Annotated in this window: 16 protein-coding genes; 8 read left to right on the top strand and 8 right to left on the bottom strand. The window is 48.2% G+C overall.

The genetic code is table 11. The features are described 5' to 3' along the window. The first annotated feature begins 76 nt into the window (after nt 1–76). The 8 genes from BGP75_RS02415 (at nt 77) to BGP75_RS02380 (ending at nt 8731) form a co-directional block, all read left to right on the top strand. Nucleotides 77–1081, top strand: a complete 1005-nt coding sequence (locus BGP75_RS02415) for a TIGR03842 family LLM class F420-dependent oxidoreductase (RefSeq protein WP_076714699.1) — start codon at nt 77–79, stop codon at nt 1079–1081. A 160-nt stretch (nt 1082–1241) separates the two neighbouring features. Then, on the top strand, nt 1242–1862 hold the full coding sequence (ribA, locus tag BGP75_RS02410; protein WP_076714696.1) for a GTP cyclohydrolase II: 621 nt from the start codon (nt 1242–1244) through the stop codon (nt 1860–1862). A gap of 297 nt (nt 1863–2159) precedes the next feature. Further along, entirely contained in the window at nt 2160–3389 is a 1230-nt protein-coding gene (locus BGP75_RS02405) for a Zn-dependent hydrolase (RefSeq protein WP_076714694.1), read from the top strand. 210 nt (nt 3390–3599) lie between these two features. Beyond that, nucleotides 3600–4787 (top strand): Re/Si-specific NAD(P)(+) transhydrogenase subunit alpha, encoded by a 1188-nt coding sequence (locus BGP75_RS02400; RefSeq protein WP_076714692.1) that lies wholly within the window; start codon nt 3600–3602, stop codon nt 4785–4787. A gap of 29 nt (nt 4788–4816) precedes the next feature. Beyond that, the gene (locus BGP75_RS02395) at nt 4817–5104 is read left to right on the top strand and encodes an NAD(P) transhydrogenase subunit alpha (protein ID WP_076714809.1); all 288 of its coding nucleotides are present in this window, start codon (nt 4817–4819) and stop codon (nt 5102–5104) included. 3 nt (nt 5105–5107) lie between these two features. Beyond that, nucleotides 5108–6520 (top strand): NAD(P)(+) transhydrogenase (Re/Si-specific) subunit beta, encoded by a 1413-nt coding sequence (locus BGP75_RS02390; RefSeq protein ID WP_076714690.1) that lies wholly within the window; start codon nt 5108–5110, stop codon nt 6518–6520. An 83-nt stretch (nt 6521–6603) separates the two neighbouring features. Beyond that, nucleotides 6604–7884 carry an amidohydrolase family protein gene (locus BGP75_RS02385; RefSeq protein ID WP_076714688.1) on the top strand — a complete coding sequence of 427 codons (1281 nt, stop codon included), beginning with the start codon at nt 6604–6606 and terminating at the stop codon, nt 7882–7884. Nucleotides 7885–8239: 355 nt separating this feature from the next. Beyond that, entirely contained in the window at nt 8240–8731 is a 492-nt protein-coding gene (locus BGP75_RS02380) for a hypothetical protein (RefSeq protein WP_076714686.1), read from the top strand. Between the two features lie 224 nt (nt 8732–8955). Here BGP75_RS02380 and BGP75_RS02375 read toward each other — a convergent pair whose 3' ends face one another. The 8 genes from BGP75_RS02375 to BGP75_RS02340 form a co-directional block, all read right to left on the bottom strand. Further along, entirely contained in the window at nt 8956–9771 is an 816-nt protein-coding gene (locus BGP75_RS02375) for an ABC transporter substrate-binding protein (RefSeq protein WP_076714684.1), read from the bottom strand. A 475-nt stretch (nt 9772–10246) separates the two neighbouring features. Continuing rightward, nucleotides 10247–11398: a lipase family protein gene (locus tag BGP75_RS02370; RefSeq protein WP_076714682.1), complete on the bottom strand. Its 1152-nt coding sequence runs from the start codon at nt 11396–11398 to the stop codon at nt 10247–10249. 133 nt (nt 11399–11531) lie between these two features. Continuing rightward, complete coding sequence (locus tag BGP75_RS02365; protein ID WP_143820960.1) at nt 11532–12011, bottom strand: DUF6795 domain-containing protein; 480 nt, start codon at nt 12009–12011, stop codon at nt 11532–11534. A gap of 359 nt (nt 12012–12370) precedes the next feature. Next, a complete protein-coding gene (locus tag BGP75_RS02360) occupies nt 12371–12814 on the bottom strand; it encodes a DMT family transporter (RefSeq protein ID WP_076714680.1) in 444 nt (147 codons plus the stop codon). 197 nt (nt 12815–13011) lie between these two features. Next, entirely contained in the window at nt 13012–14457 is a 1446-nt protein-coding gene (gene hydA / locus BGP75_RS02355) for a dihydropyrimidinase (RefSeq protein WP_076714678.1), read from the bottom strand. 201 nt (nt 14458–14658) lie between these two features. Further along, on the bottom strand, nt 14659–16197 hold the full coding sequence (locus BGP75_RS02350) for an NCS1 family nucleobase:cation symporter-1 (protein ID WP_076714676.1): 1539 nt from the start codon (nt 16195–16197) through the stop codon (nt 14659–14661). A gap of 113 nt (nt 16198–16310) precedes the next feature. After that, on the bottom strand, nt 16311–17183 hold the full coding sequence (locus tag BGP75_RS02345; protein ID WP_076714673.1) for a nitrilase-related carbon-nitrogen hydrolase: 873 nt from the start codon (nt 17181–17183) through the stop codon (nt 16311–16313). Between the two features lie 592 nt (nt 17184–17775). Continuing rightward, nucleotides 17776–18777 (bottom strand): LysR family transcriptional regulator, encoded by a 1002-nt coding sequence (locus tag BGP75_RS02340; protein ID WP_083704584.1) that lies wholly within the window; start codon nt 18775–18777, stop codon nt 17776–17778. Between the last annotated feature and the right edge of the window lie 141 nt (nt 18778–18918).

The following is an 18918-nucleotide window of genomic DNA, read 5'->3' as shown; positions in this document are numbered from 1 at the left end:
AATACCTGTATTCGCTGTTTAAAACATCACTCAATAAAAAAACTAAGAATGAGAAATAGTCTCAGGAGAATTTGTTATGGAATTCGGTATAACTTTTAAAGGTTTTGTCAGCCCAAAGCGTGCTCGTAATCTGGTTCGTCAGGCCGAAGAGGCGGGCTTCAGTCACTGTTGGTTCTATGATTCCCATGTTTTGTGGCGTGAGTGCTACCCCGCCATTGCAATGTGTATGGAACACACAACAAAAATGAAATTTGGTCCCTGTGTGACCAACCCTAATTCCCGTGACTGGTCGGTGGCAGGCAGTCTGTTTGCCAGTTTGGCTTTACAGAGTGAAGGGCGTTTTGTCGTCGGTTTAGGTCGCGGTGACAGTGCGATGCGAGTGATGGGTAAGAAACCGGCTAATCTGGCACGAGTGGCAGAATTTACTCAGAAAGTTAAAGCAATGGTGCGCGGTGAAGAAGTGACCTACGGTGAAAGCCCTGAACCGGTTAAATTCCCATGGAGCAATGGTTACGAGTTGCCTGTTCATATCGGTGCTTACGGTCCCAAGGCTCTTAAAACAGCGGGTGAGGTGGGGGATGGTGTCATTCTGCAAATTGCTGACCCATCGCTGGTGAAGTGGTTCTCAGAGCAAGCCATTAGTGCAGGTAAAGAAGCAGGTCGTGATATGTCTGATTTCCAGGTGATTGCCTCAGCTCCGGCCTATATGGGAGATATGGAAAAGGGGCGGGAAGCTACTCGCTGGTTCCCGGCAATGGTTGGTAATCATGTTGCAGATATTGTTGAAAAGTATGGTGCCCATAGTGGCCTTGTGCCTGAAAGCCTGACGTCTTATATCGAGCAGCGTAAGGGGTACGATTATTCCAAGCACGGCCAGAGTGACAATCCTTATCTGGACTTTATCAGCGACGATATTATCGACAGTTTCTGTGTACTGGGTGAAATCGATGCCCATATCGCCAAGTTGGTTGAGCTTGAAAAAGCAGGGACCACTCAGTTCAATATTTATCTGGATAGTGGAGATGAAGAACGCATTATTGCTGACTACGGTAACAGCATTATCCCTGCAATGACTAAGTAAAGCAGCGGAGTTTACAGGGGCCGTAGTTGTTGCGGCTCCTATCTCGGCCAGAGTATCTACTGGGTATAAACAGTGGTTTTCCTGATTTGTTTTTATTCGAGCTGAACGGGCATTCCGGGTTTGCCTCTGGGAGGCACAGGAATATGAGCAGGAGAGAGGTATGTTTCAGCAACCCTACGAAGCGCTGTTTGAGAAGTCCGTAACGGTGCCGATACCGACGGAGTATGGGCAGTTTCGTATGACGGTCTTTACTGAATTGGCGAACAGCCGTGAGCATATTCTGTTGGAAATGGGCGAACCTGAACGAGAAAAAGCCCCTCTGGTACGCGTTCATTCGGAATGTGCCACTGGCGACCTGTTCGGCTCAAAACGCTGCGATTGTGGCGAGCAGTTGAATTATGCTCTTAAACGTATTGCCGAAGAAGGTAGTGGTGTTTTGATTTACTTGCGTCAGGAAGGTCGAGGTATTGGTCTGGCTAATAAAATGATGGCCTACCAATTACAAGACCAGGGAATGGATACCGTCGAGGCAAATCTGAGACTGGGTTTTGAAGCAGACCAGCGCAGCTATGACTTAGCTGCCTCGATTCTTGAATCTATAGGGCTGAAACAGTTACGCCTGCTAACCAATAATCCCGAAAAAGTCAGATCATTGACTGAACTGGGGCTGATCATTAAGCAAAGGCTGGCTATAGAGGTAGGCCTGGTTGTTGAAAATCAAACCTATCTGGCAACTAAGAAAAACCGGATGGGGCACCTGTTAGGGCTTGCTCTTCCCTAGGGCTCGCTGATCCGCTGTTTTGATTGGATGGTTTCAGATTTTTTCTTTCTTATTTCTTCTCATTCTCCAGTTTTTATCTGTGTTGATCCTTAAAAGGTTGTTTAAAATTCAGGCGAAATATATTTTGACCATAAGGTAAAATAAGTGCTATTTTTACCATATGGTAAAGTTGGTTGTGAGAGTAGAGGTGATCCTCCAGCTCGCACATTTTCTTAATAAAAGTATTTTTATCAGAACATTTTTTATCAGAACATTTTTTATCAGAGCTTTTTATTTGAGCACGGGAGCGGACGAACAATGACTACTATAAAAATAAACGGACAGCGTTTGTGGGACAGCTTAATGGAGATGGGCGAGATAGGAGGTACCGAGAAGGGTGGCGTCTGTCGTTTGGCACTGACTGATCTGGATAAGCAGGGCCGTGACCTGTTTGTATCCTGGTGTAAAGAAGCAGGCTGTACTGTGCGGGTCGATAAGATGGGTAATATCTTTGCCCGTCGGGCGGGGCGTGATAACAGCCTGCCGCCGGTGGTTATGGGGAGTCATCTGGATACTCAACCGACCGGTGGAAAATTTGATGGAATTTACGGTGTGCTATCTGGTCTTGAAGTGATTCGGGCCTTAAATGATCAGGGAATTGAAACGGAAGCGCCGATTGAAGCTTCAGTCTGGACTAATGAAGAAGGGTCTCGTTTCCCACCGGCGATGGTGGCTTCGGGTGTCTTTGCCGGTGTTTTTGACCTGGAATATGGGCTTAGCCGCGCTGATCTTGATGGCAAGACCATGGGGGAGGAGCTTGAGCGAATTGGTTATGCCGGGGAGGATGAAGTGGGTGGTCGTCCTTTTAAGGCGTTCTTTGAAGCACATATTGAACAGGGACCTATCCTTGAGAACGAAGACACCACCATTGGCGTGGTGACAGATGCTCAGGGACAGCGCTGGTATGAGGTGACGTTGACCGGTCAGGAGTCCCACGCTGGACCAACACCGATGAGCAGCCGTAAAGATGCTTTGCTGGGAGCTGCTCGTATTGTTGACCAGGTCAATCGTATTGGTTTGGACAATGCCCCGTTGGCCTGTGCAACGGTGGGGTTGATGAATGTCTTTCCTAATTCACGCAATGTCATTCCAGGTGAAGTGTTCTTTACGGTGGATTTTCGTCATCCGGATGACAAAGTACTGTCTGCCATGGATCAGCAGTTGCAGGAAATCAGCAAGAATATTGCTGATGAACTGGGTCTGGAAATGAAGTTTGAGCAGATCTGGTACTCTCCACCGGTACCTTTCAATAAGTCCTGCGTTGATTCGGTTCGAGATGCGGCCGAAGCAGCGGGTCTTAGCCATCGGGATATTGTCAGTGGTGCCGGTCACGACGCCTGTTATATCTCCCGTGTTGCACCGACGGCCATGGTCTTTGTGCCCTGTGAAAATGGTATCAGCCACAATGAAGCAGAGAATGCCGACCCTGCTCATCTGGAAGCCGGTTGCAACGTTTTATTGCAAGCTGTTCTGAATCAGGCTGGCTGACTTCTTACTGCTTAGATATCAGGGAAGCCTCTATCGCTTCCCTGAGTTTGTGCTGATTTTATGCTGTAAACGATAACAATAATCGCAAATAACTAAGCAATGGTTCTTCTCAATAGGTTTTTGTTCTGAGGGATATTTTCCTTCAGTGGCCTTTTGCGTCCGAAATTTGCCGGGCTTTCCGAGAGTGAGCAGTGCTTAGGGGAGAAAAGAATGATAATAGGAATCCCAAAGGAAATACTTCAGGGTGAGCGCCGGGTGGCCATGACTCCGGCTAATGTCGATGCCTTAACTCATCGGGGTTGCTCAGTTTTGGTTCAGGCGGGAGCAGGGGAGGAAGCTGATTTCTCTGATGCGTTGTATCGCCAGGCGGGTGCAGAAATCCTCCACGATCGAGATGAGCTTTATGCGCGTTCCGAGATCATCACTCAGGTTAACGTTTACCAGCCACAATCCGATGCGGAGCATTGTCACCTCCGACCTGGTCAGGTGGTCATCGGTATGATGGACCCGCTGGGGAATCCTCAGCAGGCTCGAAAGCTGGCCGAAAAACAGATCACCAGTATTGCGATGGAGCTTATTCCCAGAATCAGTCGTGCCCAAAGCATGGATGTGTTGTCGTCCATGGCCACTATTGCGGGTTATAAATCCGTAATAATGGCTGCCAGCGCTTCAGCCAGAATTTATCCGATGATGATGACTGCCGCCGGTAACCTGGACCCTGCACGGGTGTTTATTATGGGGGCCGGTGTGGCTGGACTTCAGGCCGCAGCGACTGCCAAACGTATGGGAGCCGTGGTTGAAGCCTATGATGTCCGCCCTGCTGCCCGCGAACAAATTCTTTCAGTTGGGGCTAAGCCGGTTGCACTGGATCTGGAAGCTGAAGCAACCGAGGGAAAGGGCGGGTATGCCAAGGCTCAGGGGGAAGACTTTCTTCGTCGCCAGCGTGAGCAAATGGCAGCGGTACTGGCTGCACAGGATATTGTGATTACCACCGCCGCGATTCCCGGTGCCAAATCTCCGATATTGATTACTGCGGAGATGGTCATGAAGATGAAGGCTGGTGCCGTTATTGTCGATCTTGCCTCGGAAAGAGGTGGAAATTGCGAATTGACTGAGCATGGCGAAACCGTTGTTGAGCACGGCGTGACTATTATCGGGCCTGAAAATGTCCCGGCAAGCGTTCCTCATCATGCCAGCCAGATGTACGGCAATAATATTGAGAATCTTCTGCTTCATCTTTTGGATGAGAATGGCCTGCTAAACCTGGATTTCACCGATGAAATTCTAGAGCAAACTGTCATGAGCCATGATGGTGTGGTTTGCCAAACACGAATTAGGGAGTTATTGAATATGGCTCCCTTATCCAAGCCTCTTCAACACGTTGAAGAGGTGGCCTAATGGAAACGCTTATTACAGGTTCAACGGAAATGGAACAATTGGTTCTGCTACTTTCCCTGTTCGCGCTTGCGGTCTTTCTAGGTGTGGAACTCATCACTAAAGTCCCCCCAACTCTGCATACCCCTTTGATGTCAGGTAGCAATGCTATCTCTGGGATTACCATTGTTGGCGCCATCGTAGCGACTGGATCGGGAGGGGAGGCTGGTGTACTGGTTCAGCTGCTGGGGTTTGTGGCTATCGTCTTGGCGACCATTAATGTTATCGGTGGCTTTCTGGTGACTCATCGCATGCTTAGCATGTTCAAACGGAGGGGCTGAGTTATGAATCTGGTAATCGTAGATCTGTCTTACTTACTGGCTGCTTTGTTGTTTGTGGTGGGTATTAAGGGGTTAACCCGCCCCCGGACGGCGGTGCGGGGAAATATGCTGGCGGCGAGCGGAATGTTGATTGCGGTCTTGGTCACGCTGATAGACCGTAATGTAATCAGTTACGAAGTGATCGCCCTGGGGATTGCCGTGGGAACCCTGATTGGTGTACTCATGGCTAAAAAAGTACAGATGACCGCCATGCCCCAAATGGTGGCATTATTGAATGGTTTTGGTGGTGGTGCATCATTGGCGGTGGCCGCTGCCAGCTATCTTGCTGCTACTGCCGGAACGATCGGTGTCACTGAAACAAGCTCTGTTATTAGCCAGACTGCGATGGCAATGGCGATACTTATTGGTGCCGTGACATTGTCGGGCAGTGCTATTGCCTTTGGTAAGCTGCAGGAAATTTTGCCTGGCAAGCCAATGGGTTTCAGTGGCATGAAGTTTCTTAACCTGGGATTGCTGATTGTTGCTCTGGTGGCTGCCTATCATATGATTTCGACTGAACCTGGCCCAGCGGTCGGAGCCTTCGTCATACTGGTTATCATCGCTCTGCTTCTGGGGGTGACATTAGTCATGCCGATTGGTGGTGCTGATATGCCAGTGGTCATCGCGTTGCTGAATTCATATTCCGGTATTGCCGCAGCCGCAGCCGGTTTTATCATGGGGAATACTGTGCTGATTGTTTCCGGTGCTTTGGTGGGGGCGTCCGGCATTATTCTGACTCAAATTATGTGTGTTGCCATGAACCGGTCATTGCTGAATGTGCTGTTTGGCACCATGGCACAAAGTAGCGGGGATCTGATTGATGCTGATGAGGTTTATGCTGGAAAAGTGAAGTCCTCGACCCCTGATGAAGTTGGAATGTTACTTGAGGATGCCAGGCGAGTGGTTATTGTTCCTGGATTTGGGCTGGCTATGGCTCAGGCACAGCACGCAGTGCGAGACCTGGCGGATACTCTGGAGAGTCGTGGTGTTGTCGTGGAGTATGCTATTCATCCGGTAGCTGGTCGTATGCCGGGCCATATGAACGTGCTGCTGGCCGAAGCTGAAGTTGCCTATGAGCAGATGCGAACGATGGAACAGGCTAATCCGACATTTAGTAAAACAGATGTGGTGATTGTTATTGGCGCGAATGATGTGACTAACCCGATGGCACGGGAAGATAAAGGCAGTCCTATTTATGGTATGCCCATTTTGGATGTGGAGCAGGCTAAAACGGTTGTTGTCGTTAAACGAAGCCTTAGCCCTGGCTTTGCGGGGTTACCTAATCCCCTGTTTGCCAGAGACAATACTCTGATGCTGTTTGGTGACGGTAAAAAGGCGATTATGGATCTTACTACAGCAGTTAATGAAGCGGCTTGAAGACTTTTGCTTAGCTGTCCGAAGATATTTAGAATCTGGAATATCAACTGCAAAAAAGCTGTTTTCTGTCGAGGGAATGGATCGTGCTGGATTTACTTGTACGAAATGTGAATTTACCGGATGGTCGTCAAGGGATTGATATTGCGATTGAAAAAGATCGTATTATTGAGATCAGCCCCGGAATATCTGCCCAGGCTATAACAGAGATCGATGGCGCTGGTTATCTTGCATCACCGCCGTTTGTCGATAGTCATTTCCATATGGACTCTGCTCTGAGTCTGGGACAGCCGCGTTTGAATGAGAGCGGGACCTTACTTGAAGGGATCTCTCTATGGGGGGAACTTAAGCCGGATCTGACGACGGAAGCGATCAAGAAACGTGCACTGGAGCTTTGCCGTTGGTCCATCGCGCGCGGAACACTGGCAATTCGTAGTCATGTGGATATCTGCGACGATCGTTTGCTGGCAGTGGATGCGCTATTGGATGTTCGAGAAATAATGAAGCCCTATATCGACTTACAGTTAGTGGCTTTCCCCCAGAATGGCTATCTGCGCTATCAACGTTCGGCAGAAAATTTGCGACGGGCTCTGGACAAAGGTGTTGATGTGGTCGGAGGCATTCCCCATTTTGAGCGTACGATGGCCGAGGGCAGTGAGTCGATTCAATTGCTCTGTGAAATAGCTGCCGATAGAGGCCTGCGTGTTGATATGCACTGCGATGAAAGTGATGATCCGATGTCACGGCATATTGAAATGCTGGCCAGCCAGACCGTGCGCTTGGGGCTGGGGGGGCGGGTATCTGGCTCCCATCTGACTTCGATGCATTCAATGGATAACTATTATGTCAGTAAGCTGCTGCCACTGATGAACGAAGCATCGATTCATGCTATCGCCAACCCTTTGATTAACATTACTTTGCAGGGGCGTAGTGATAGTTACCCTAAGCGTCGTGGTATGACACGGGTACCTGAACTCATGGCGGCTGGTATTAATGTAGCTTTTGGCCATGATTGTGTTATGGACCCTTGGTACAGCCTGGGCACCCATGACATGTTGGACGTGGCTTATATGGGGCTGCATGTTGCGCAGATGACGGGTTTACAGCAGATGCAGCAAGCTTACCAGGCGGTGACTGATAATGGCGCCAAAGCCCTTGGTCTGGAAGGTTACGGGCTGGAGAAAGGATGTTATGCGGATCTGGTAATACTGCAGGCAACGAGTGCGATTGAAGCGCTGCAGTTACGGCCGGAGCGACTTTTTGTTATCCGTCGTGGCAGGGTGATAGCCAAGTCGGTCCCATCTCAATGTCAATTGATGCTTGAGGAAGGTAAGGAAGAGGTTAATTTCTCCAGAGGTCTGTTCTAGTGCCTTGGAGCCTGCACCCTGGAAGTTCAAACTTAGAAGTCCAATCAAAAAAGCTCAAAGATTCCCGTACTCTGAGCTAGATGAACAGGATGATTATCCAGGTGTAGTGGATTACGTTTATTTTTGGTGCAGTTGAGGCCATAGCTGCGGGTATGGTCGATATTACCGCAGTAGCGCAACAGATGACAAAAAGCGCTGAATAATTGTTTTCAATAGTCTGTATATCGGGGCTGGAAAGGAGCCTGTTTTCAGGTTCCTCCAAAGCCTGTCATCATCGGACTGACTTTATCCTCCCGGTAATTGTGAATATACTCTAGTTAGAACGAGGCAAGTCTAGAGAATCAGGTTGGTAGTTATGGCTGAGATTGGTGCGGATAAACGTAAATTCAGTGGCAATCGTGTCATCGCGGAGTGCATCGTAGTGTTGCCGCTTACCAACCCGTTTGCCCACCAGAGCAACATTAAGAAAGGCTATCTGGTCCTGAACATCCGAGGCGGGAGTCTTTATTTGCCGGAGCGGTTTCAGGATAACCGTATCGAGAGGATTTTCCCGGACGGGAAAACAACGGTATTCAAGAAACTGACCCTGTTGCCGCAAGATAAGCCTGAGATAGTTATCACCGATATCAAGGTTAGCTTTGTCAGACTGAGAAAGGAGAAAAGCCGGGAGGGAATCGTATTCCGCTTTGTAGATATATCGGAAGAGCATCTGGATATACTCGATAGTCTGAAACATAAACTACCCGCTATCAGCGCTAATGAAGAATCTTCTGTCCCCTTTAGTGAGGTTATTGCCTTGGATCGAAGTCAAAATTTTGAGATGAAGTTAGAGCTGGAATTGGAGTGATTTTTATCTGCTCGGCAAGATTTATGGGTGTTGATTCCGGTGAGGATATGCCGGCCATATCCCCAAAAACAGTGACTTGGCTTGTGGATAACTTATGAGTAACTGATTGAACGCTGGAGTTTCAGGGGGGGATTCAAGATTGCGTATAAATTGTGCAATCACGGGATGCAACTATTGGCGCTATGTGACTCTGATTTATGATTCCGAGTTATGGCCCTGAATTGTCAGTAAGTGAACTGATCTATAATGTTCTGAAGTTCGCCGCTGCGGCGCATTTCATAGATTTGCACATCAAACTGTTTTTGAAAGTCTGGCTTAAACGCAAATTTTCCATTATCCCTGTCGGTGTATCCCAGAAATCCCTGCTCCAAAGTGATGGTTGCTCCCTCGACTAAATGAGCGTGCTTGTCACCAGGGGCATATTTACCCTGGCTTTCTAACCGTTTCAATTCCATCTGAATAGACAGACGATCATTGATATAGCAGTCTGTCCGGCCAAGTCCCAGAACGTTTAAGCTTTGGCTATTGCTATTGGTCTCAATGACTTTTATTTTCCCATTGTTGACCGCCTGCCAGAATTCTTCCCCTCCCAGATGAAAGCCTGCGTTAATGCCAATAGTGAGGCCATAGTAATCCTTTGGCCAGCGAGAGCGAGGATTCTCAGACAGGACTTTGTCCTGACAGAACACCACCACGCGTTCGTCTAGGATGGGGAGTGAATAGGGCCATATATAGGGTCTTTTCTGAAGATGAAAATAAGGGGGATAGAGAGCAAACCCTGTACCGGATTCGAGCATTCTCAGGCCTCGTTTCCAAGGGACTGCCTGGATTTTTATGGCATAATCCGGCATACGTGAAAATGCTACTTTTAGAATTTGTGCATAGAGCCCTTTAACTTCACCATTCTCTGAATAAGAGTAAGGCGGGTAGCTATTGTCTGCGTAGACAGTAACCGGAATTGGGGCGGCTGATACGGAAGTGCTCAGTAATCCTACGAGTGTAAAAAAGAGGGCTATGACATTAGGTTGTTTGAGCCTCATCTGTTTTCTCCTTGAACCGAGCTGTCAATTCTTAAGGCGCTGACCTTGCACATTCTGGCGCTAAATATTCGGGTGTTGCAGGCGACCTTGAGTGAGTCGGTTATACGTTCTTCCTATCGTGGTCTTCGTTGCTTTGATCCAATCTGATTTGTCTTGATATTCAGTGTAGTACAGCGTTTACGGTAAGTCCTGAGAGAGTCTTCAGGGACGCTGCGAACAGGTCCCTGATGTTGTCAGTTGAGCCCTTGGAGGCCCCTGGGACTGTTTGTAGGTTTCTTCGGCAAGGCATGGTAAACGGAGTCACAATCAGAGTTTAGAGTAACTCAGGTTGTGAGAAAGCGCTGAGCAGGATATGCAAAAGTGATGGCTGTGATTGCCTCTAAAAAGCCTGTTGCCAAGATGGGCCACCCGTCAGCGGGTGGCCTGAAGCAATCTATTACGCCGTTAATGGCTGTAACAGTGTTCTTAAGAGCCCTTAATAGCCTCGCATACCATTTTCAATCGCCCGCCATGCGAGTGAAATCAGCGGCCGCATCAATAGTTCAAGTACCCACTGCAAAAATGCCTGAGTTATGTTTTTACCAGTATTAACCGCCTTTCCGGCATATTTCATGACCAGGCCAACCCAGCGCATGATTTTTTCACCAATAGCTTTTGACAGGTTAACGGCTTTCATTAACATCGATGCGACGATATCAACCACTGTCGAGCCAACAATATAGGTGGCTGCACCGACAACACGTGCCAGCTCCATCAGGCCTTTAAGTGCGTGACCTAAGGCCCACATAGCCATACTGGATCCAGGAATTTTTACATATTCCTCGGCCTTGTCTATCCACTGATCGACACTGATATGCAGTGGTGTAGCGGTGGATGCAGCAGCCAGGGACTTCCAGGTCATGTTAGCTACAGCAGGGGTGTAGCTGGACATGTAGTGAGCATTCAGGGAAAACAAGCTTCCGCCGGTTTTTACCCGCAGACCATCTCTGGCGGTAGGTGCGTGGAGAAAGGGATGGATAGGAATCATGGGTACCACATCTGATGGGTTGTAGACCCTGTGGATATTTTCTTCTCCCAGTTTAGTTACAAGGTACTGAGCCATGTCTTGCATACCGACACGGGGAGCCCCGAAGGTATAAAGTGAAACACCGTGTCCTTCTCCTGCCAGCTTTGAGGCGGCCAGATTGGCTACAGCGCCACCCAGACTATGACCAACACAGTGAATACGGGATGGGTTTTTACCTTTAAGTGCATCATTGATGGCACTATCAACGGATGAGAAAACCTTTTTAAACCCTGCGTGTACTTTGTAGCCGGACGGACCCCGATCCGTTGTGACGTTTAGATTACTTAACCAGTCATAACCCGTTGCGGTTCCTCGTGCGACTACCGCCATTTCTCCTTGCCGCGGTCCTTTTCCCTGTAGAACAAGAGCAAAGCCGGAGGCCTTACTGACAGGACCCATCCCCGATACGCCCTGGGCGATAACTGCACTTCCTATATCGAAGAACTCGTTCAAACCGCTGACACCTCGGCCAGCAATACCTCGTGCAACGTTGTTATCTTCCCTAATTCCGTAAACACCGTCTGCTAACTTAGCAGCAATAAGTGGTTCGAGCGATTTCATTGGTTATAACTCCCTGAACTTAAATTAAAGTTCTACGATCCTGAGTTGCTATGGCAACCGTATCGCAGTTCACTATGTTTTCTGGATATCTCAAGCGTCCTTTAACGGGGATTCAAACGCCATTTTCAAGCGACTACTTATCTTCCACGCAGGTTCCCCAGTAAAGCCCCGCGTCTGAGGGCTCTCGATCCAGGTTGCAAATCACTTTAGTGGGTCGGCCATCCATTTCACTGTTTAACTCATAGCTCCGCTTGGCTGCAAACCAGATCTCTACATCACCGTTCTTAGTGTGGGCGATGATACGCTGGCTGACATGCGGCTCGTGAGGTAAGAACGAGGCGGTAAAGCTGCTTCCCTCTACGACAGGGAATGAGAACCTTCCTTGAGCGTCGGTAACAGTGCGATCGGAACCTGATTCATCGTTCCAGCCCCAGGTCCATTGACGTTCAACCTCTACACCTGCAGCAGGCTCTCCATCCCCGGTGATGGCAGTACCTGCAAAAGGAGAACAAAGCACAAATGTTTTTCCAATAGCCATAGGCACCCCTGACACTAGCATTAACAAAGTAATTAAAAGAATCGGTTGAAGCAGCAAGCGTTTTGTATATGCCATTATAAAATACCTACCTCTGTGTGCAGAGTGTAAGTTAAAAGCTTATAGACAGGCGGAGAAGAAAGAAGGTATGTCCTTGTAATCATTAGGTGTTTCCATTCCAATCAGATTAGATGTGGCGATATAAACCAATAATCATAGATCGGGACATTATTGCCTAACCAAGTTAATCCAGCAACCTTGTTACGGGAAGAAAAAACAATAACCATATTTTATTGTGCCAGAGGCCTGGTTTGGTGGAGTTATTTCCTTTGTTGAGTGAGCAGCTGATTAACGTGGGGTGCTCTACGACTGCGTTGGCAGCTGATAATTAAGTTGAAACTGATAGTAAGAATCAGTGACTTTTTCTGCATTTATATTCAGAATTTTTTTACCAGTACTACCCCTGCTGCGATTAACAGAACGCCGACAATTCGCCAGATATTAATTTCCTGAGTATTAAAGCCCAAGGCCCCAAAATGATCCAACACCAGAGAAGCGCTCATCTGTCCGGCAATGACTAATGCAAGCAGTGTTGTTGCTCCAAGCCTGGGAGCAAAAAAAACCATGCTGGTAACAAAAAAAGCACCCATTAATCCACCGGTCCAGGCCCAATAAGGGGCTTCTTTAAGCTGCATTATTCCAGGCCATGGATGACGAAGACCGGTGTAAACGATTAACAATGCCAGGGTGCCGACAAAAAAGGAGGCGCCGGATGCCCATAGTGCATGGCCACCACTGCGGGCTAATTGGGCATTGACGCCAGCCTGCATCGGCAACATGGCCCCAGCGGTGAGTACGATGATGACGCTAAGCCAGATCATGATTTGCTCCTTTCGTTGCGACACTGATGTAACTCAATGTGAATGGTTGGACTAGTGGCTGGAAGAAAAAAAAGGGGGGGGGGATTTCCCACCCCCCCTAAAAGGACGACGCTTGCGCGACGATTTCCTGATTGATTCTCAACCCCCTCATGAAGTTGAAAACCGTTCAGCAAATACTGATGGCTGCAGGGACGGTTTTACAGCTTGCGCTTTACCGCCGTTGGAGCATTGCGTTCGGCCTGCTTGGAGAGTGCATCAAACATAGGATTAAAAGCAGGACGATGAATATATTTACCAGCGCCTTTCTCTGCCCTTAATTCCCCATTGGCCCAGACAACCTTGCCCTGGCTGAGGGTATGGGATGGGATTCCTTTTACCGTGCGACCTTCGAAGATGTTAAAGTCGATATTCTGGTGGTGGGTTTTGGCTGAAATAGTGCGGGTTCCCTCTGGATCCCAAACCACCAGGTCGGCATCGGCCCCGATACTGACAGAGCCTTTGCGGGGATAGATGTTAAAAATCTTGGCTGCATTGGCGGAAGTCACTTCGACAAATTCATTCATTGTCAGTCGTCCGCTGTTTACTCCCTGATCCCAGAGTACAGCCATTCTATCTTCTACACCTGCCGTGCCGTTGGGGATTTTACTGAAATCATCTTTTCCGGCAGCTTTCTGATCGGCACAAAAACAACAGTGGTCGGTGGCTGTGGTTTGCAGATTACCACTTTGTAGTCCTTGCCATAATGCAGTCTGGTGTTCACTGGAACGGAATGGTGGGCTCATGACATGGGCTGCAGCGAACTCAAAATCTTCATTGCGATAGACGCTGTCATCGACCACCAGGTGGCCGGCCAGACATTCCCCAAACACCCGTTGACCTTCGTTGCGAGCGCGAACAATGGCATCCAGTGATTCTTTGCAGGAAACGTGGACAATATAGATTGGTACATTCATTACTTGAGCGATACGGATCGCACGATTAGCGGCCTCTCCTTCGACAGCAGGGGGTCTGCTCAATGGGTGACCCTCTGGTCCTGTGATCCCTTTTGCCAGCATCTGTTGCTGTAGTTGAAATACCAGTTCGCCGTTTTCGGCGTGTACTGTGGGTACTGCTCCCAATTCCATACAGCGACGGAAGCTGTTTACCAGAATTTCGTCATCCGCCATGATGGCATTTTTATAAGCCATAAAGTGTTTAAAACTATTGACTCCATGATCACGAACCAGAGTGCCCATATCTTCCTCAACGGACTCATCCCACCAGGTGACGGCTACATGAAAGCTATAGTCGGCAGCAGATTTTTCAGCCCAGTCCTTCCATTGGTTGTAGGCTTCCATGAGTGGTTGTTGTGGTGCCGGAATAACAAAATCAATAATACTGGTATTGCCGCCAGCCAAACCGGCTGCGGTGCCCGTATAGAAGTCTTCACTGGCGACCGTCCCCATAAAAGGGAGTTGCATATGGGTATGGGGATCGATACCTCCCGGCATTATATACTGGCCGGTGGCATCCAGGACTTCTGCACCCGTCGGGACCTCAAGGTTTTCACCTATCGCTGCAATCTTGCTGTTCTCACAGTAAACATCTGCGGCGAATGTCCGCTCTGCGGTGACCACGGTACCGCCACGAATCACAATGGACATGGTAGTCTCTCCTTTCTGGGAACTTTTAAATGACTTAGGTTATTAACGATTTAGCTGTTCAAGTAGTTGATTAAATGGTTGATGAGGCAATGACATGCCCTGAAAATCAAAGATCGATTCTCACAATTGAACTAAGAATGAAGTGAGCTCCGATCCGAAGCTCACCGTTGAGTACTAACGCCAGCGATGATTAGCGCTTTATCAGTTACCCAGAGTAACCCCTTCCTGTAAGGTATCTGGTTGTTTGGCGGCAGTAACCCAATACAACAGACCACCGAGGATGGAACCGGTAAACCAGCCATAGTCATAGAACCAGCTCAGTGTGCCAGTGGTCAGTGAAAAAATGGTGAGAATCACAGGAACTACAAAGGCGATCATTCCGGCGCTGTTAATACCGGCGTAAATACCATGGGTTTTATACAGTTCAGGCAGATTCAGAAACTGACGTTTAATGATGAAATAATCGACAATCATGATGCCTGCAATAGGCCCTAGCAGGCTTGAGTAGCCTAGTAGCCAGCCGGTATACATGGCTTCGACACTAACATCTGATTCGATTAAACCCAGTTTTTTAAGTAATTCCCATCCCATCAGCAGAATACCAACAGCACCGGTGAGCAGAACTCCGCGGGTCTGATTGATCTTCTTGGGGGCGATGTTCTGAAAATCATTCGTAGGAGAGACGATGTTGGCCGCTGTATTAGTGGACAGGGTGGCGATAATGATCATCACCATAGCGATCACAACCCAAAATGGACTGTCGATTTTTCCGATCAGTGTTACCGGATCAGAGATTGTTTCACCGACCAGAGTGGTTGAGGCTGCCGTCAGTACTACACCAAGAGCCGCGAAGAAAAACATGGTCAGTGGCAGGCCGATGATTTGCCCGGCAATCTGGTCTTTCTGAGATTTAACGTAGCGGCTGAAGTCTGGAATATTCAGGGACAATGTGGCCCAGAAACCAACCATCGCTGTCAGTCCGCCAAAGAAGTATCCCCAGAATGAAGCCTCTTCCGGACGGTTGGCGGGGGTGGACAAAATTTCAGTCAGTGATATTTGTGGTGTTGCCCACATCATTAAGCCGATGCTCACAGCCAGTAACAGAGGTGCTGACAGGGTTTCCATTATTTTGATGGATTCAGCGCCTTTGATAACGATGTACAGGTTCATCACCAGGAAGACAAAGAAGCCGATGACTTCACCGGTACTGCCCAGACTTTCCCATCCTGGCAGTATATTGGAAAGAAGAATGTGGATCGCAAGGCCGCCAAACATCGTTTGGATTCCGAACCAGCCACAGGCAACTAATGCTCTAATCAGGCAGGGAATATTTGAACCCAGAATACCAAAGGATGAACGTAGCAACACTGGAAAGGGAATGCCGTATTTGGTACCTGCATAGGCATTAAGAGTCAGGGGGACCAGTACCACCATATTGGCAACGAGGATAGTAATTAATGCTTCGCCAACAGAGAGTCCAAAGTAAGCGGTTAAAACACCACCAAGGGTGTAGGTTGGTACACAAATAGCCATACCAACCCAAAGAGCCGCTACGTTCCAGGTGGACCAGGTTCGCTCCTTTACTCTCGTTGGAGCTATATCTTCGTTATAGTGATCGCTATCACTGACATCGGGACCGGTATCAAGCTCGAAGAACTCTCCTACCCTGACAGCAGATGAAGTGCCGGCTTTGCCGCTACCTCCTGCTCTATTGGTACTCCCAGCGCTATTGGTACTCATAGTGCATCCTCGTTTTTTATTATTGACTGTTTTTTTATCAGCGACGGTTTAACCTTCTCTTCAGCGATGTCGCATCGGCTGGTGTTGTGGTCCAGTTTTTATCGCTGGCTTATTTAAGCTTCAACCAACTCGTTATAGCTCTCAGGGCGACGATCCCGGAAGAATTGCCAGCCGTTACGGACGTTTTTTATCTGATCAAGATCAATCTCATGCACCAGTAGCTCATCCTGATCGTAACTGGCCTGAGCTTCGATTTGACCTAACGGATTTGCAATATAACTGGAACCGTAAAATTCGCCCATTTTGTCATCCCAGGGGGCTTCTTTACCAACCCTGTTGATTGCCCCTATAAATACCCCATTGGCTGCTGCGGCAGCGGGTTGTTCCAGCTCCCACAAGTATTTGCTTTTACCGGCAACTGTGGCGGATGGGTTGACGATATACTCAGCTCCATTGAGGGCTAAGGCTCGCCATCCTTCCGGGAAATGGCGGTCATAGCAGATGTAGACTCCGAGCTTGCAGTAGGCGGTGTCAAATACCGGGTAGCCACAGTTGCCGGGTTTAAAATAGAGCTTTTCCCAAAATCCAGGAGCAACATCCGGTATGTGATTTTTACGGTATTTGCCCAGATAGGAACCATCAGCATCGATGACAGCCGCAGTATTGTAATAGACGCCGGGCATTTCTTCCTCATAGATTGGAACGACAATCACCATCTTGTGCTTTTTTGCATAGCCTTGCATCAGCTGTACGGTATGTCCTTCAGGAATACGTTCTGCAGCGGCGTACCATTTACTATCCTGGCTGGGACAAAAATAGGGTTGGGTAAAAACCTCTTGAAAACAGAGTACCTGTACGCCCTGTTCACCCGCTTGATCAATGAGTGGAATGTGGGCTTCCAGCATCTGCGTGCGGATCTGTTCCGGGGTTCCAGATGTCTCTCCTTTGAGCGCCATTTGGATAAGTCCACATTTTAGTTTTCTCATGATCTTGATCCTTCTATCAGTAATTCTCTGTTTCCTGTTTGCAATAGGCATGAAAATCTCTCCAGCCAACGGTTGGAGATGGTCAAACCAGATACAGCTAAGTGAGTTATGCAGTAGGGTGAGGTATTGGTAAGAAACAAGGGAGATTTTAGCGCGCCATAGGCCGCGTTTGAAAGCAATCCAAAAAGTTGACAGGGAAATGACCCTGATCTGAGCAACGTTGCATCCATCTGGTGCCTCCGTCTATGACCCTTTTTTGATGCAGGCTGGTGTTTGCTGCTACATCGGTAACGATCTGGGCGCTATGGTCTTCAGGAATCGATATTACTTATCGAAGCCAGCGTTGACGGGCTGGATGCAGATAAGGGTCAATCTGATTCCATCATTAGAATTCTTATTTTTACCTTTTGGTAAATCCTATGCCTGAAAAAAACAGCTGGCAAGTGATTTTTTCCAAAAGGTAAAAAATAAGTTTGGTGGTTAGGCTCCAGGCTCCGTATTATCGGGCTTCCAGCGAATAAAAAATTTTCTGCCGGCTTCTGCTCGACAAAATAACAGCTGTGAAAGGGATTATTCAGGCCAGTTTGGGGCTTTAAATTTGTGCTTGTAGTTGCTCCAGGTAGCTTTCCAGTACGCGGTTTGGGCGAGCACCTTTTCGGGTTATTGCTGCATAACGAGTTGAGTATTTCAGTTGCTTGGGAAGCAGTGCCCGTAAACTGCCCTGCAGTAGCCAGCGTTCAGCAAAATGGGTGGGCAGATAACCCAGATAGCGGCCGGTAAGAATTAAAAATGCGATTCCTTCCCGGTCTGTTGCTGTGGCTGTTCCGGACATTTGTTGCTGAAATGCTTTAATTTCCGGCGGTTGTGCGTAAGCCGGCAGAACTGCTTCATGAGATTCTATCTCCTGTTGTGTCAGGTCCCGTTCACTCAGCATAAAAAGAGGATGGCTGTTGCTACAGTAAAGGTTTGATTGCTCATCGTAGAGAGGAATGTATTCGAGCCCGGATAATGGTTTCAGCACCGGAACAACAGCGATGTGTAATTGCCCGTCCAGGACTCCTATCTCGAGCTCTCCTGGCGGCGCCATGCGGATATTTATACGTACTTCAGGGCCTTTTTCCTTCAGGGTTTTGATGGCATGGGTAATCTGCATTCGGGGCATCGTGACCAGATTATCGGTAATACCAATATTTAATTCGCCCTTCAGGTGCTCATGGATGCTGTTGACATGGGTACGAAAGTTCTCCAGTGCTGATAGCAGCTGTAAGGTTGCCTGGTATACCTCTTGCCCTGGATCTGTAACTGAAAAACCGCTTCGTCCACGTTGACATAGCCGCAGCGACAGTCGTTGTTCAAGATCAGCAATCGCGATACTGATAGCAGCCCGACTGATATTGAGTTCGACCTCTGCTGCAGTAAAGCCACCACATTCAACAACGGTTTTGAAGATACGCAATAAACGAATATCAGTATCAGCAATACGGCCCGAAATACCGGAGGTCTTTTTTTTGGCTGGGGACTGGACTGCCGAGGGACTGGTCAGTGTTTGCTTTGGAGAGCGATTACTGTTTGGAGAGTCGGGCTTAGGGGGCATTAATCTCTGTCTCCTGACAAGTGGTTCAGGTTATTCAAGTGATTTGGATTTCGGTATAGGAATCATATTAGGTCAATTTAGGTAAGTAATCATTTAACTAAGATTAAATATAAATATATTTTAAAAACCTATCTGAAGGTC

The sequence above is a fragment of the Motiliproteus sp. MSK22-1 genome (assembly GCF_001968815.1).
In the GTDB taxonomy this organism is placed as follows: domain Bacteria; phylum Pseudomonadota; class Gammaproteobacteria; order Pseudomonadales; family Balneatricaceae; genus Motiliproteus.
The sequence above is the reverse complement of the archived record's forward strand: the minus strand, read 5'-3'. Positions and strand labels throughout refer to the sequence as shown.

Bases quoted from the DNA above. Each gene is read 5' to 3' on its own strand.
- BGP75_RS02415 (WP_076714699.1), top strand. From the start codon at position 77: ATGGAATTCGGTATAACTTTTAAAGGTTTTGTCAGCCCAAAGCGTGCT.
- BGP75_RS02360 (WP_076714680.1), bottom strand. From the start codon at position 12,814: ATGATCTGGCTTAGCGTCATCATCGTACTCACCGCTGGGGCCATGTTG.
- BGP75_RS02395 (WP_076714809.1), top strand. From the start codon at position 4,817: ATGGAACAATTGGTTCTGCTACTTTCCCTGTTCGCGCTTGCGGTCTTT.
- BGP75_RS02365 (WP_143820960.1), bottom strand. From the start codon at position 12,011: ATGGCATATACAAAACGCTTGCTGCTTCAACCGATTCTTTTAATTACT.
- BGP75_RS02390 (WP_076714690.1), top strand. From the start codon at position 5,108: ATGAATCTGGTAATCGTAGATCTGTCTTACTTACTGGCTGCTTTGTTG.
- BGP75_RS02370 (WP_076714682.1), bottom strand. From the start codon at position 11,398: ATGAAATCGCTCGAACCACTTATTGCTGCTAAGTTAGCAGACGGTGTT.
- BGP75_RS02405 (WP_076714694.1), top strand. From the start codon at position 2,160: ATGACTACTATAAAAATAAACGGACAGCGTTTGTGGGACAGCTTAATG.
- BGP75_RS02345 (WP_076714673.1), bottom strand. From the start codon at position 17,183: ATGAGAAAACTAAAATGTGGACTTATCCAAATGGCGCTCAAAGGAGAG.
- BGP75_RS02375 (WP_076714684.1), bottom strand. From the start codon at position 9,771: ATGAGGCTCAAACAACCTAATGTCATAGCCCTCTTTTTTACACTCGTA.
- hydA (WP_076714678.1), bottom strand. From the start codon at position 14,457: ATGTCCATTGTGATTCGTGGCGGTACCGTGGTCACCGCAGAGCGGACA.
- BGP75_RS02340 (WP_083704584.1), bottom strand. From the start codon at position 18,777: ATGCCCCCTAAGCCCGACTCTCCAAACAGTAATCGCTCTCCAAAGCAA.
- ribA (WP_076714696.1), top strand. From the start codon at position 1,242: ATGTTTCAGCAACCCTACGAAGCGCTGTTTGAGAAGTCCGTAACGGTG.
- BGP75_RS02350 (WP_076714676.1), bottom strand. From the start codon at position 16,197: ATGAGTACCAATAGCGCTGGGAGTACCAATAGAGCAGGAGGTAGCGGC.
- BGP75_RS02400 (WP_076714692.1), top strand. From the start codon at position 3,600: ATGATAATAGGAATCCCAAAGGAAATACTTCAGGGTGAGCGCCGGGTG.
- BGP75_RS02380 (WP_076714686.1), top strand. From the start codon at position 8,240: ATGGCTGAGATTGGTGCGGATAAACGTAAATTCAGTGGCAATCGTGTC.